This window comes from Dorea sp. YH-dor226, assembly GCF_039832105.1.
In the GTDB taxonomy this organism is placed as follows: Bacteria; Bacillota; Clostridia; order Lachnospirales; family Lachnospiraceae; genus Dorea_A.
In genome coordinates, this window is record NZ_JBDOHS010000016.1 from 16,853 (window position 1) to 30,639 (window position 13,787).

Sequence of the window (13,787 nt, forward strand, 5' to 3'; positions counted from 1 at the left end):
GATTCTTTTCGGATTTTTTGCGTACTTTAATAAGGCGGCTGTTTTTGTGGGCTGTTATGCAGTTTCTTTCAATGGAAACAGATGACTTCCTGTCCGCTCATTCTGTATTTTTGCATGCAGTTTATTGAGATTATATCCCATACACAGCAGAAGAATCTCCAGTTTTACTTTGGTTTTTCCGCGAAGCAGAAATCTTTGGAATTCATAATCATTTTTTAGGACTCCGAATGCTCCTTCCACCTGGATAGATCGGTTCATTCGATATATTATTCCTTTTTCGCTCAAGATGTTTTCATATGATTCCTGGCGTTTTTCCAAAAAACTTTTGGAGATATAAAGGCGCTTGTTCCCTTTGGCACGGGTGCATTTTTCTTTATGGGGACAACCTGTACAGTCCTCGCATTCATAAACCGTTACTTCTGATTCATATCCACTTTTACTTTTCTGTTTTTTTATGAATAATGACTTTAGCGCCTTTCCGGCATGGCATGCATACGTATCTGTTGTTTCATCATATCCCATATTTTCCCGTTTGCTGATATCCTGCTTAAAACTGCGTTTTTTCCATTTCTCATAGGTCTGCGGTTTGATATACGGTTTTTGTTTCTGCTCCCGCAGGTATGTGTAACCCTCTTCGCTTTCATAACCAGAATCCGCAGTCACACTTGGATAACGAAACCCTAACTTCTCACTCATTGTTTTCAGAAATGGCACCAGCGTCCAAACATCATTCCGATCCTGAAAGATATCCGCTGCAACAATATACTCGCTGTCTACACCTATCTGTACGTTATATCCCGGTTTTAGCTGGGCATTTCTCATGTGATCGTCTTTCATATGCATGAACGTAGCATCCGGATCTGTTTTACAATAATTATTCCTTCCCTGAAAGCTGGCTGTGTGCCAGTCGTAGGTGGTCTGACGTTCCAGAAAACGACGGAACAGTTCCAGATACCGTTGGTTCTGGTCTTTGCGTTTCCCTCTTCCATGTACAAAAACAGTATGCTGTTCTTCGCATATTTGTTCCAGAAACCGGCAGATCTTCTGCAGATCCTGCGCCCTGGTTTCTTCTGATACATGGAAAGACTGTATGTACTCTTGGTTCAGCAGGGTGACCGCTTCCTGTATTTTCCGGAACATCTTTTCTTCCCATTTTCCAACAGATTTTTTCCATACGAATGTGTATTTATTGGCACAGGCTTCCAGTTTGGTTCCATCTATAAATACAGTTTCCTTTGACAATTCACCTGCCTGGGCCAGATGGCGGACCATTTGGTAAAACAGGTCCTCGCAGGCATCTGCTAGAAATCCTGTCCGAAACCGGGCGATCGTACTATGATCAGGAGCTTTCTGTCCGGCAAGCAGCCACATAAAGTTGATATCACGTTTACAGGCTGTTTCAATATTTCTTGATGAATAAATATTCTGTGAATAAGCATAGGTCAGGATCTTGAACATAGTCTTGGGATCCACTGCCGGATTTCTGCCTTTGGCAGAGTAAGCCTGATACAGCAAGCTGTAATCTAAATCCTCCAATTCGTGGCTCAGCAGTCGAACAGAATCATCATCAGGAACCAAACCTTCCAAATTTAATGGCAAAACCAGTTGATAAGGCTCGCCGAATTCGGTATAATTTTTGTGGTATTTTAATTTATTAGGCATATCTTATTATACCATGGATGGCAGGTTCTTCGGAGCCTGCTTTTCTATTTTTAGACATAAAGATGGAGCCATTGCTTCATAGATGATTATTCATCTATTTTGCAACGGCCCCTTTCACTTCTTGAATGACTGCTATTTAGATTATTTCAATTACGGTCGCCCTTTTTTTGAGGCTTGAATGACTGCTATTTAAATTATTCCAATTACAGTCATTTTCCTGCGCTTATTAGTTGACTTTAGTTGACTTTTTCGCTTTTACAGTCAGTTATTTCTGCTTACTTGGGTGCCTGCAATTCAGGTTTTCATGATTACAGTCATTTTTCAATGCATATTTCATTGACCTCAATTCAAGTATTTTTTACCACAGTCAATTTTCTACTTAATGCCATGTGTACACCTTCCCCAAAAACTTGAATTTGGGGAAGCGTTTTAATACGGTATCCGTTACATAATTTTTTAGTGGCGTATTGGATTAAAGTGCTTCTTTATATATTTCTGAAATATCATCAAAATCAAGGATTTTCAAGGAACCTTTGCTGATAAAACAGGACTCTGCAATTGTCTTGAGATCATCATTTTCCGTATATCCGATTTCTCTTAATGTAGTTGGCAGACCAACTTCTTTAATAAAGTCCGCAAGTGCTTCTATTCCTGCAGCTGCCAACGCTTCTTCAGTTTCATAATCAGATGGATTCAGTCCCCATACATTTTTCGCAAATTTGGCGAACTTTGCAGCGCCTGCCTTATAGATATGACGATAATATACCGGATGCAGAACGGCCAGTCCTTCGCCGTGCACACAGTTATTATATGCACTCAGCTGGTGTTCCATGTTGTGGCACTGAAAATCAGTCAGCTTTCCCATCTTGATCAGGCGGCTTCCAATGACAAAATCAACCCACATCAGATTACTGCGTGCATTCCAGTCCATTGGGTTCTGGATCGAGATACGCAGGTCGCGGATTATTTCTTTCATCATTGCCTCTGAAATATCATCAGACAGATTATCCTGCACAGGTTCACTGAAATACGCTTCCATAACGTGACTCAGAATATCAAATGTACCGGCTAAAAGCTGTCTTTTCGGAACTGTAAATGTATAAGTCGGATCCATCAATGCAAATTTTGCATTACTCTCCGGATGGTTTTTATCACATTTTATCTTTGTTTTCGTATTGGTTAAAACGGCACACCCATTCGATTCGCTGCCTGTGGCCGGCATGGTCACAACCATTCCCAACGGAACGGGGTCAAAATCAATAGGAGTATCGCCAATCCAGAAATTGTCCCAGATTTCCAGATCGGTAGCAGCCCCGATAGAAATCGCTTTGGACATATCCATTACACTGCCTGCTCCGACTGCCAGAATAAGGTCTGCGTGAATCTTCTTCGCCAGGGCAATTCCTTCGTATGCCATATCTAAGGTTGGATTGGATGGAATATTGCTGAATTCGGTGACTTTTTTACCGGTATCTTTTAATACAGTCATTACATCATCATATGCCCCATTTTTCTTAACAGAACCTCCGCCATAGCAAAGCAACACATTTTCCCCATACTGAGCGGCCAGCTTTGGCAAATGTTCGGCAACAACATCTTTTCCAAAATAACCGACTGTTCCATGTTCTCCAAAAATAAAGTTATTCTGCATAAAGTACCCCCTTCGATCATCATAGAGATTTGTATCTTAAACATTCGTGTTTGAAATATCTATCACTTATTATATCTTATAAAAACAAATGGGGAAAGACAGGATAAACATTCTTTCGTTTGTTTCGTGAAAACGAAGTGAAGCATTGATGTGTTTCGGTTTGATAAGTATAATATGAACAAAGATGAGAATTATTTGGAGAAAAGAGAGTATTGCTCACATGTGATAAAATGAATGAAGCTTCAAGAAAAACAATAATTACAAATGGTGGAGTACTGGAAAATGAGGTACCTGATGATGTAGGACTTGGCGAGAGTGGTATCATTCAACGATATTGGATAGAACTTTAAATTGGAGATTTCCATGGATTATAAAATAAGAGAATTAAAACAGAACGAAATAAGCATATTAAATACATTTTTGTATGAAGCGATATTTATTCCTGATGGAGCTGATGCTCCGCCGTATGAGATAATAAAACAACCGGAATTACAAGTATATGTAACAGATTTTGGCAGGAAAAAAGGCGATATCTGTTATGTGGCTGAATATAAGGAGAAGATCGTGGGAGCAGTGTGGGTTCGCATTATGGACGATTATGGACATGTTGATGACGAAACTCCGTCATTTGCTATTTCTCTTCTTAAAGAGTATAGGAATTATGGCATTGGAACAGAATTGATGAAAAGAATGCTTTTAGAACTTAAGAAACAAGGATATAAGAAAGCATCATTGTCTGTTCAAAAGAGAAATTATGCCGTTCGTATGTATAAGAAATTGGGTTTTGAAATCATTGATGAAAATGATGAAGAGTACATTATGATCTGTAGATTATAATCAGCAATATTCAAGAGCGTGGGGTCCATTATACCGAGAGCAATTGCGCTTTGCACAGCCGGATTGAGTCATTTTACGATGGCACTTGGCATTGGGAAAATGATTACATCTGTCACAATGACGCTGTTCTATGTATTACTCTATTATGTATGGCATATCCGTTATCAGGCAGAGAATAAAAAAGGACTTACAATCGCGGTATGGGGATTGGCGATTTTACGTATCGTTCTGTGTCTGATGCCACAAAATGCATGGACCAGCGCAGAGGCACCGTTATCATGGGGCATTTTCCGCAATATCCCGTTTACAATTCTCGGTGTAATAATCGTGATTCTGTTCTATCGAAGCGCGAAGGCAGAGCAGGATGAAGCATTCCGTTTTCTGTGGCTTGCAGTAGTCATAAGCTTCGCCTGCTATATCCCGGTCGTCCTGTTTGCAGATCCGGTGCCGCCGGTCGGTATGCTGATGATCCCAAAAACCTGTGCCTATGTATGGGTTGTCTTAATTGGATATCGGGCAATGAAAGGAAGTAATCGGTCCTTGATTTTGTTGCTTTTGGATGGATGTTTTATAAAATGAGCATAAAGCATACAAAACGAATCAAGGGATACAAGGAAGAATTTCGCCCGGTATGGCATTTCTTTGATATCAAGGCATACTGCATTATGGCGGTTATGATGGGCGGAGGAATCTGGCTTCGCAGTTCCGGATTGGTACCGGATGTATTTATTGCAGTGTTTTATACCGGGCTTGGATGTGCGTTAACATTGGCGGGAATCTTGTTCTGGGTAATGTATTTTCGCTTTTGTGATGAAAGGGAATAAATAAATCAATGATAGAGGAAATATTATGATGTCTTCCTGCATACGATCATCTGCAGGAAGAATTATGGCATTATTCAGCAAATGTAGTGGGAACTGGGTAATACTATAAATACAACAGTTTTTAATGTGTACAACACATATGCGCGTTAAAAATATTGATTCCAACACTTTTAAGTGTTAAAATGGCGTTGGAGGTGTTAGAATGTTACCTAAAAAAGAGACATTAACTATCGAATTTAAAAGTGATATAAAGAAATACCCTGATTCAGATATCTTTGATGCTGTTGTCGCATTTGCGAATACAGAAGGTGGCGATTTGTATCTGGGGATTGAAGATTCCGGTGAAGTCACTGGGGTGCATGAGGCACACAAAAATCCTACTACATTAAGTGCATATATTGCTAATAATACCATTCCGCCTGTTTCAATTCGGGCAGAAATAATAGATGATATATATCCGGTATTAAAGATTACGGTTCCAAAATCGTATAGTGGAATTGTTGCAACTATATCGGGAAAGGTTTCTCGTCGAAGAATAAAAGCGGATGGAACACCTGAAAATGTACCAATGTATCCGTCTGAATTTGCGACACGCTTGTCTGATTTACGTATGTTGGATTATTCTGCAATGCCAGTGACAGAGGCTACATTATCAGACTTTGATCCGGTGGAGATAGAGCATTTGCGTAGTTTGATTATGGCTTATAATGGTGATAAATCATTGGTGGATTTATCAGATGAAGAATTATTTAAAGCGTTGGGATTTGTTAGAGAATTGAATGATATGTTAATTCCAACAATTACGGGATTATTGTTTATTGGAAAACGTGTAGCAATAAAAAAGCATATTCCAACACATGCAGCATCATTTCAGGTATTGGTCGGCACAGAAGTCAGAGTCAATGACGATATGTCATTGCCATTATTATCTACAATAGATAAGATAAACACATATATGGAGGCATGGAATCCTGAACAAGAGATTGAAATGGGGCTTTTTCGTGTCCCCGTTCCGGATTTTAACAAAAGAGCATTTCGCGAGGCGATTGTAAATGCATTTAGCCATCGTGACTATACAAAAATGGGACGAGTACGTGTTGCTATCAACGATGAAGGGTTAACGATTGCCAATCCTGGTGGTTTTATCGAAGGTGTTTCTATTCATAATTTGCTTACTGCAGAACCGCATGGACGTAACCCTCAAATCGCTGATGCGCTGAAACGAATTGGCTTAGCTGAAAAGACAGGACGAGGTATTGATAGAATATACGAAGGCTCTTTAATTTATGGAAATCCGCTTCCAGATTATAGCGCATCTACTTCCGTTACAGTTTCTTTGTTTATTCCGAGAAGTAAGCCAGATCCTCAAATTGCAAAGCTTGTGTCAAATGAACAAAATAAACTTGGTCGTCCACTTTCGTTAAACACATTGATGGTTTTAAATGCACTAAAAGACTTGCCGAAATCTACAATCGATCAAATTGCGGCATCGGTAAATTTATCAGAAATTGCAACAAAAAATATTCTTGATTCAGCTATTGAGAGTGGAATTGTAGATATCTATGGAAGTGGTCGCAATAGGACCTATATCTTATCTCCAAAAGTTTATAGTACGAAATCTCAAAAAATAGGCTATGTTCGTCAAGTGGATATAGATGAGACTAGATATCCTGAGCTTATTGTTAATATGGCGAAATCAAATGAGTATATTGCGAGAGCAGATGTTGTACAATTGTTGCATGTAGATGAAAATAAGGCATATCGATTGCTGAAGAGTCTGGTTGATAACGATATTCTGGAACCTATTAATAAAGGTCGATATGCAAAATATCGTTATTGTGGCAATTGAAAGCATTAAAATATGCTTTTAACACTCGTCTAACACTCGCTAACGCATCTCTTTGAGCGTTAGATATATTGGATGCAAACGGAATTGCTATATAGTTAAAATGATATAATAATTATATAATTATAGATATTTGATTATATTACCCGCCGGTCGTATGATAAGGACAGATAAAGAAATTATTTTCTGACAAGGTGGGGAAAAGATATGAAGGAGATTTTAAGAGCAAAAAGAATGGAAATGGTTCACTCTGATATCAGAGGACCGTTATTTGTAGAAGCGATGGACATGCAGGCAAGGGGAATTGATGTCCTGAAGCTGAATACGGGTAATCCGGCAACTTTTGGATTTAAACAGCCGGAAAGTATTGAGCGTGCGTTGGAAACTCATACGGCTGATGGAGTCGGATACTGTGATTTTAAAGGCATGCCAAAAGCGAGAGAAGCGATCTGCGAATATGAGAAGTCGAAAGGAATCAAAGGCATTACACCGGATGATGTATTCATCGGAAATGGTGTCAGTGAAGTCGTGTCTTTTGCTCTTATGCCTCTGTTAAATGATGGAGATGAGGTTCTTGTGCCGACACCAAGTTATTCCATCTGGGGGAATTCCGTATATCTTGCAGGAGGAAAGCCGGTATTCTATGTCTGTGATGAAAAATCAGGCTGGTATCCGGATATTCAGGATATCCGCTCTAAGATCACACCAAAGACGAAGGCGATGGTAATCATCAATCCGAATAATCCTACAGGAGTTCTGTATCCGAAGGAAGTACTGGAAGAGATCGTACAGGTGGCAAGAGAAGCTGGTATTCTTCTGTTTGCAGATGAGATCTACGACAGACTGGTGATGGACGGACTGGAGCATGTATCGCTGGCATCCCTTGCGGAAGACCTTCCGGTGGTAACGATGAACGGTCTTTCCAAGTCACATTGCTTATGTGGTTATCGCTGCGGATGGATGGTCATCAGCGGACCAAGACATCTGACAGAAGACTACAGACAGGGAATCATTCAGCTTACCTCGTTGAGGCTGTGTGCGAATACGCTTGCACAGATCGTTATTCCGGCGGCTCTGGACGATATGGAAACACCGGCATCCATGGTTCGGCCGGGAGGAAGAATCTATGAACAGAGAGAGGCAACGGTAAGAGAGCTGGAAAAGATTCATGGAATTTCATTTGTAAAAAATAACAGCGCCTTTTATATATTCCCGAAACTGGATGTGAAGAAATTCCACATCACAGATGACAGAGTATTTGCCAGAGATCTCCTTCACGCAACCAATATACTTCTGGTTCCGGGAAGCGGATTTGACTGGCAGGATCCGGATCATTTCCGAATCGTAATGCTGCCGGAGGCAGAAGTGCTTGCGGACGCTGTGAAGCGGATGGGTGAATTCCTGGACGGATATAAGCAGGGAGAAGTAAGAGGAATCGGAAGAAAAACTGCATAGTATGGCTTGCAAAATATATGCCCTCCTGCATCTTTGGGATGCAGGAGGTGTTTTTATGGCAGAAGAAAAAAGAAATTTTTTTGCAGTGGGGATTTCCAGGGCCGTTTTTTTCCATGCCAGCCCTTTTTGTCCCAGTATCCGTAATCCGGCTCCGCCGGCGGAAAATGCATGTGTGCAAAACGCATCAGGGTAAACCATTTTTTTGCCCTTCTGTTATATCCGCGTTCTCCTGCGTGGATCTGAACCTGATGTGCGATCCGGTCTGTCTTTTTATGAATTTTCTGAAGGATCTTTTCCGGGATTTCTTCCGGTTTGGTTGCCTGTACTCCGATGCCGAGTTTGTAGATCTTATTGATTCCCCACATCTCAAGGCTGTCAGCCATGTCCTTAACGGTGCTTTTCATGCCGCCTCCGGCAGCAGTACTGATGACGACGGCTTGTTTTTTGCTCATTTCCGGAAGGGGTCTGTGAACGACCCACCAGGTTCCGAAGTGGTCCAGGAAATTCATCATGGAACCGGTGGCATGATAGACATAGACAGGGCTTTCCAGTATCAGCAGATCTGCCTCAAGAAGTGCGTCGATCAAAGGCTTAAGTGCCTGATAATGCGGGCATCTGGATAAATCCGTCTGAAAGCAGGTAAAGCAGCCGAGACATGGCTGGTTAAAATCCCGCGGCAGAAAAAATTCCCGAATGTCTCCGCCTGTTTTTTCTGCAACCTCTCTTGCCACCATGCAGGTGCTGCCTTCATGACTTTGTCCGTGGATGATTACTGTTTTCATAGTATAAATTCCTCTTTTCTAATATTTCTTTACAACGTATATTACACAGGAAAACCGGCCGGAATGCCGGATCGGGTCGTATGTATCTGATGTACCTTTATTATAGACCGAATAATTAGATTCAGATAGGCAGGTATTATAGTGGATTGTGTCTGTTTTATAGGAAAGAACGGAGAGGATCATACATATTTTTTCATGTATGCATTGAAGGGCGGTGCAAATCAGTATAAAATTGTGGAAAGAGAAGCTGTCGGAACGGAGGAATATCACATGGAGCGTCTGCGCTGTGTTGTAGAGAGGATTACTTATCAGAATACAGAAAATGGTTACACGGTACTGAAGTGTGCGGTGAAAAATTATAATGATCTTGTGACGGTTGTCGGGATTATGCCGGATACCCATGTGGGTTCTGTTCTTTTGCTGGAAGGCATGTGGAAAATGGATGCCAGATACGGGAGGCAGTTTGCCGTGGAGAAGTTTGAGGAGACGTTACCTGCTACTGTATATGGTATTGAAAAATATCTTGGTTCCGGACTGATCAAGGGTGTGGGGCCAAAGTTTGCAAAGCGGATCGTGGAGAAATTCGGGAAGGATACACTGGATGTGATTGAAGAGAATCCGGACGAACTGATCAAGGTGGAAGGGATCGGGAAGGTCCGCGTGGAGCGGATCAAGAACAGCTGGCAGGAACAGAAAGAGATCAAGAATATCATGCTGTTTCTTCAGAGCCATGAAGTCAGTACGACTCATGCAACCAGAATCTTTAAGACCTATGGAAGTGAAAGTATCCAGATCGTCAAGGAGAATCCATACCGGCTGGCAGATGATATCTGGGGGATCGGATTCAAAACCGCAGATGCGATTGCTGCTAAGATGGGGCTGGAGAAAGGAAAGTTCATACGTCTGAGAAGCGGAATTCTGTATACATTGAACAAACTGTCTGAAAGTGGGCATTGCTATGCGGTCCGTGAACAGTTGATCCATACAGCGGCGGAGCTGTTAGAAGTAGAGACACCGGAACTGGAGATCACGCTGGATGAGATGCTCCGGTCGGAAGACGTGATAAAAGACGAAGAAGCGATCTATCTGCCGCCATTTTATTTCTCGGAGAGCGGGTGTGCGAAGCGGCTGATCGGGCTTATATCTGCCGCAAGACAGATTAACATGGATCCGGAGATCATTATACAGAAGGTGGTACAAAGTTCTGACATTGTCTATGATGAGATACAGCTGGAAGCAGTACGGACGGCCATTTTTTCCAAAGTCATGATCCTGACCGGCGGACCCGGAACCGGAAAAACGACAACTACGTTGGGGATCATATCGGCTTATCAGCTTGCGGGCTGTAAGATCCTGCTGGCGGCGCCGACCGGCAGAGCAGCGAAACGCATGTCGGAAGCCACGGGAATGGAGGCGAAGACCATTCACCGTCTGCTGGAATATAAGCCGCCGGAAGGCTATCAGAAGAACGAAGAGCATCCATTGGAAGGGGATGTTCTGATTCTGGATGAATGTTCCATGGTGGACATCATGCTGATGTACAATCTGTTGAAAGCGCTTCCGGAACATATGACTCTGATCCTGGTGGGAGATACGGATCAGCTTCCGAGTGTTGGAGCAGGAAATGTATTGAAGGATATGATAGATTCCGGGCGGATTCCGGTGGTGCGCCTGACAAGGATCTTTCGGCAGGCACAGGGAAGCCGCATTATTATGAACGCGCACCGTATCAATAAAGGAGAAGCCATTGATATGCGCGGCGGAAAGGAATCTGACTTTTTCTTCGCGAGTAAAGATACGAATGAGGAAGTGGTAGAGACGCTGGTTCAGTACTGTACAAAGAATCTTCCGAGGTATTATCATGTAGATCCGTTTCGGGATATTCAGGTTCTGACTCCGATGCAGCGGGGAATCTGTGGGGCGGCGAATCTCAACCAGGTGCTGCAGGAAGCCATGAATCCGACCAGTCTGTGTCTTCGCAGAGGAGGCACACAGTACCGGCTGCATGATAAGGTGATGCAGATTCGGAATGATTATGAGAAAGAAGTATTCAATGGTGATATCGGAACGATTATAAAAGTAGATACAGAAGAACGGGAATTGATCGTAAGCTTCGATGGAAGAGACGTCGTCTATGATGTAACAGAGCTGGATGAACTGGTACTTGCGTATGCGGTTACGATTCACAAGTCTCAGGGAAGCGAATATCCGATCGTCGTGATGCCATTTACCATGAGCCATTATGTGATGCTCCAAAGAAATCTGCTCTATACGGGTGTCACCAGGGCAAAAAAGATTCTAGTGCTGATCGGTGAAAGGAAGGCAGTATATTATGCAATAAAAAATGAAACAACTACAGAACGCAACACAAAACTGGCAGACCGTCTGAAGGAGGACAGCCGGGAATCGATGGAGGCCGGGCAGCAGGCGGTACAGAAAAAGGAGAAGATGATCGTCTATAAAGGAAGTCTTCAGCCATCTGTGTTATCGGAGAGCCCGGCGGCATATGAAGGAAATCTGTGGAAACGATTGTCGCAGTCGAGATTTCGCAGCAGTTTTTCTCTGAAATCCAATGACCGATATTATGTATCTGAAAAAGGAATGGATACGATCCGAAGTCATGCAAAGGATTTTGTCGAAAAACGCCTGGCGCCTGCCAGACCGCACAATGACGGAAAGCAGACACCGATGCGCGGGCATCCGGTTTTTATCGCACAGCATGCAACCGGCACCTGCTGTCGCGGATGCCTGGAAAAATGGCATCACATTCCGCAGGGACGGGAAATGACAGAAAGCGAACAGGCGTATGTGGTAGATGTGATCATGGAATGGATTCACCGGCAGATGAAAGGAAAGGTGTAATGATGGAGCAGAAAAAAGAATTGGAGAAGCGTTTACTGGCATTTGAAACCATGCTGGAAGCAGTACAGAAGAATTATGAAGATATGAATCAGAAAATGGGTCGGTTAAAAAAAGAAGGAAAAGAAAAGACAGCAACATACCGCCAGCTCATGGGAAATAAACTGCAGTATCAGAATATGCTTTCCCTGTATCAGATCTATGGGGTGCTGGATGATGAGAAGCATGTAGATTAAAATGAAATATATTTTTCTGAATTGGAGATATTTAGAATTATTTTGGCGGATAGAATATGAAAAAAGGAAGAAGTAATCTGCTGTAAACCAAGAAGAAAAGTGGGGTGAGCAGATAGAAAGAGCGAATTATAAAGATATATCTGCCATAAATCAAGGATAAATGGAATATAGAAGTGGTTTTAGCAGATAGAATGCGAAGAAAGAGGGAAACTATACGCTGTAAATCAAGTTATAGAAGAGAAATAAGCGGATAGGACTGTGATTTGGAAGAAATCTATCTGCTTCGAATCAAATTTAAGGTGTAAAATGAGCGGATAGAAAGAGTAGTTGGAAGGAATCTATCTGCTTTAGAGCAAACTTTCGCGAGTTGGGTAGGCCTGACACACAGAGGGGTGGCATGCAGAGCCTTTCGTTCTGTGTTTTAGTAATAGCAATATAGAAGCAATTGATGCCGGAAACAGGGCTCTGGGATATGTTTGGTGGCGGATTGGTCTCCACTATGCTGAAGAACTATTAAACCCGGTACCGGCGGAGAGCTTCTCTTTTTCGGCATTCAGAAGATCGATGTTGATGTTATTTTCGCTGGCTGTTTTATCAATCCACAGGTTCAGAGAATCAATTGCCAGAGATACTTCATCCAGCTTCCTGCTGATAAATGCAAAGTCACGGATCTCATCATCGGTAATCTTTCCATCCCGGGCAATCTGGATCAGACGGTTGGTAAGAGGATTGATGTCGTTGAGACTGGCAATGGTTTCAAGGATGATATTGGATAATTCTGCAACTTCAACTTCCGGTACATAGCGTGCTCCGATGGCACACCGGTGAGAACAGTAGTAATTACACAGATCCGGACGCTTATAACAGTCTGCCATCTGGATCACATCATAAGGGGTGGGATCCTGCAGATCATATTCGATTTTTTCAATTCTGGAAGCAGAGACGCCGGTCATCTTTTCACTGGCTTTTTCTCGGGTAAGTCCCTGCTCTTCCCGGCATAGCTGATAGATATTTTTATTTTTTCTTGTTGACTGTTTTCCCATAATCGTCTCCTCTTTATTTCTCAAAAAACAGAGAAATACACGGTGTTAACTCTGTTTATCAGGCGTGTATTTATAATATACATGTTATTATACTGGAAGTATGGCGATCCGACAAGCAAAAGCAGGAGGACGGTGGAGATATGGATATTAGAAAAAGAATGCAGCTGATCCGGATGATGGAAAAGATGGAAAAGAATCCGCAGTTCAGCAAAAGAATAGGAATCAGAGATAAGTCATATTTTCGACTGGAAAAGGAAAAATAAAAAATCAGATAGACTGTGCCGGACGAGAATGTCCGGTGGGAAGGAGAAAAGATATGTTAACATTATTATTTGCAATCTGTATGATATGGGTATTTGGAAAATTGTTTTTCTTTGGGATTAAGGCGGCCTGGGGAATATCCAGATTTTTATTAACGATCGTGCTGCTGCCGGTAATTCTGATCGTAATGGTAGTTGGCGGACTGATTTACCTCGCATTTCCGGTCCTGCTTATCGTTGGGATTGTATCACTGTTTATGTCAAGACAGTAAACCTGGTGTCCTTTTTATAAGACACCTGATGGCTTATCCTATTGCTTAGATAAAGGGAAA

Annotated in this window: 13 protein-coding genes; 9 read left to right on the top strand and 4 right to left on the bottom strand. The window is 42.1% G+C overall.

The features are described from left to right. Positions 1-54 precede the first annotated feature (54 nt). Positions 55-1,662 (bottom strand): IS1182 family transposase, encoded by a 1,608-nt coding sequence (locus tag ABE547_RS12050; RefSeq protein ID WP_347379022.1) that lies wholly within the window; start codon positions 1,660-1,662, stop codon positions 55-57. A gap of 472 nt (positions 1,663-2,134) precedes the next feature. Further along, positions 2,135-3,313 carry an iron-containing alcohol dehydrogenase gene (locus ABE547_RS12055; protein ID WP_347379023.1) on the bottom strand — a complete coding sequence of 393 codons (1,179 nt, stop codon included), beginning with the start codon at positions 3,311-3,313 and terminating at the stop codon, positions 2,135-2,137. Between the two features lie 363 nt (positions 3,314-3,676). Here ABE547_RS12055 and ABE547_RS12060 point away from each other — a divergent pair, with 363 nt between their 5' ends. From ABE547_RS12060 to ABE547_RS12080, 5 genes are all read left to right on the top strand, one after another. Further along, positions 3,677-4,150, top strand: coding sequence for a GNAT family N-acetyltransferase (locus tag ABE547_RS12060; RefSeq protein ID WP_347379024.1), 474 nt, complete (start codon positions 3,677-3,679; stop codon positions 4,148-4,150). Between the two features lie 78 nt (positions 4,151-4,228). Then, complete coding sequence (locus ABE547_RS12065) at positions 4,229-4,729, top strand: hypothetical protein (RefSeq protein ID WP_347379063.1); 501 nt, start codon at positions 4,229-4,231, stop codon at positions 4,727-4,729. Continuing rightward, positions 4,726-4,974: a hypothetical protein gene (locus ABE547_RS12070; protein ID WP_347379025.1), complete on the top strand. Its 249-nt coding sequence runs from the start codon at positions 4,726-4,728 to the stop codon at positions 4,972-4,974. The genes ABE547_RS12065 and ABE547_RS12070 overlap by 4 nt, the downstream gene beginning before the upstream one ends. A gap of 202 nt (positions 4,975-5,176) precedes the next feature. After that, complete coding sequence (locus ABE547_RS12075) at positions 5,177-6,823, top strand: RNA-binding domain-containing protein (protein WP_347379026.1); 1,647 nt, start codon at positions 5,177-5,179, stop codon at positions 6,821-6,823. 204 nt (positions 6,824-7,027) lie between these two features. After that, positions 7,028-8,275, top strand: a complete 1,248-nt coding sequence (locus ABE547_RS12080; RefSeq protein ID WP_347379027.1) for an aminotransferase class I/II-fold pyridoxal phosphate-dependent enzyme — start codon at positions 7,028-7,030, stop codon at positions 8,273-8,275. Between the two features lie 53 nt (positions 8,276-8,328). On the opposite strand, the gene ABE547_RS12085 is transcribed toward ABE547_RS12080, so the two are convergent. Then, positions 8,329-9,057, bottom strand: coding sequence for an NAD(P)H-dependent oxidoreductase (locus ABE547_RS12085; RefSeq protein WP_347379028.1), 729 nt, complete (start codon positions 9,055-9,057; stop codon positions 8,329-8,331). A gap of 195 nt (positions 9,058-9,252) precedes the next feature. On the opposite strand from ABE547_RS12085, the gene ABE547_RS12090 reads away from it, so the two are divergent. Both ABE547_RS12090 and ABE547_RS12095 read left to right on the top strand, forming a co-directional pair. Then, positions 9,253-11,919 (top strand): ATP-dependent RecD-like DNA helicase, encoded by a 2,667-nt coding sequence (locus ABE547_RS12090; protein ID WP_347379029.1) that lies wholly within the window; start codon positions 9,253-9,255, stop codon positions 11,917-11,919. Then, positions 11,919-12,152, top strand: coding sequence for a hypothetical protein (locus tag ABE547_RS12095; RefSeq protein WP_347379030.1), 234 nt, complete (start codon positions 11,919-11,921; stop codon positions 12,150-12,152). Before ABE547_RS12090 ends, ABE547_RS12095 begins: the two co-directional genes overlap by 1 nt. Positions 12,153-12,649: 497 nt before the next feature. Here the strand turns inward: ABE547_RS12095 and ABE547_RS12100 are convergent, their stop codons facing one another. Then, positions 12,650-13,195: a helix-turn-helix transcriptional regulator gene (locus ABE547_RS12100; RefSeq protein WP_347379031.1), complete on the bottom strand. Its 546-nt coding sequence runs from the start codon at positions 13,193-13,195 to the stop codon at positions 12,650-12,652. A 140-nt stretch (positions 13,196-13,335) separates the two neighbouring features. Between ABE547_RS12100 and ABE547_RS12105 the strand changes: the two genes are divergently transcribed. Both ABE547_RS12105 and ABE547_RS12110 read left to right on the top strand, forming a co-directional pair. After that, positions 13,336-13,458 (top strand): hypothetical protein, encoded by a 123-nt coding sequence (locus ABE547_RS12105; RefSeq protein WP_347379032.1) that lies wholly within the window; start codon positions 13,336-13,338, stop codon positions 13,456-13,458. A gap of 53 nt (positions 13,459-13,511) precedes the next feature. Continuing rightward, a complete protein-coding gene (locus tag ABE547_RS12110; RefSeq protein WP_347379033.1) occupies positions 13,512-13,727 on the top strand; it encodes a hypothetical protein in 216 nt (71 codons plus the stop codon). Positions 13,728-13,787: the final 60 nt, after the last annotated feature.

What these genes read in the sequence shown, in the direction of transcription:
- ABE547_RS12055 (WP_347379023.1), bottom strand. Translation starts at nt 3,313, where the DNA reads ATGCAGAATAACTTTATTTTTGGAGAACATGGAACAGTCGGTTATTTT.
- ABE547_RS12050 (WP_347379022.1), bottom strand. Translation starts at nt 1,662, where the DNA reads ATGCCTAATAAATTAAAATACCACAAAAATTATACCGAATTCGGCGAG.
- ABE547_RS12095 (WP_347379030.1), top strand. Translation starts at nt 11,919, where the DNA reads ATGATGGAGCAGAAAAAAGAATTGGAGAAGCGTTTACTGGCATTTGAA.
- ABE547_RS12085 (WP_347379028.1), bottom strand. Translation starts at nt 9,057, where the DNA reads ATGAAAACAGTAATCATCCACGGACAAAGTCATGAAGGCAGCACCTGC.
- ABE547_RS12100 (WP_347379031.1), bottom strand. Translation starts at nt 13,195, where the DNA reads ATGGGAAAACAGTCAACAAGAAAAAATAAAAATATCTATCAGCTATGC.
- ABE547_RS12075 (WP_347379026.1), top strand. Translation starts at nt 5,177, where the DNA reads ATGTTACCTAAAAAAGAGACATTAACTATCGAATTTAAAAGTGATATA.
- ABE547_RS12080 (WP_347379027.1), top strand. Translation starts at nt 7,028, where the DNA reads ATGAAGGAGATTTTAAGAGCAAAAAGAATGGAAATGGTTCACTCTGAT.
- ABE547_RS12090 (WP_347379029.1), top strand. Translation starts at nt 9,253, where the DNA reads ATGTATGCATTGAAGGGCGGTGCAAATCAGTATAAAATTGTGGAAAGA.
- ABE547_RS12105 (WP_347379032.1), top strand. Translation starts at nt 13,336, where the DNA reads ATGGATATTAGAAAAAGAATGCAGCTGATCCGGATGATGGAAAAGATG.
- ABE547_RS12110 (WP_347379033.1), top strand. Translation starts at nt 13,512, where the DNA reads ATGTTAACATTATTATTTGCAATCTGTATGATATGGGTATTTGGAAAA.
- ABE547_RS12070 (WP_347379025.1), top strand. Translation starts at nt 4,726, where the DNA reads ATGAGCATAAAGCATACAAAACGAATCAAGGGATACAAGGAAGAATTT.
- ABE547_RS12065 (WP_347379063.1), top strand. Translation starts at nt 4,229, where the DNA reads ATGGCACTTGGCATTGGGAAAATGATTACATCTGTCACAATGACGCTG.
- ABE547_RS12060 (WP_347379024.1), top strand. Translation starts at nt 3,677, where the DNA reads ATGGATTATAAAATAAGAGAATTAAAACAGAACGAAATAAGCATATTA.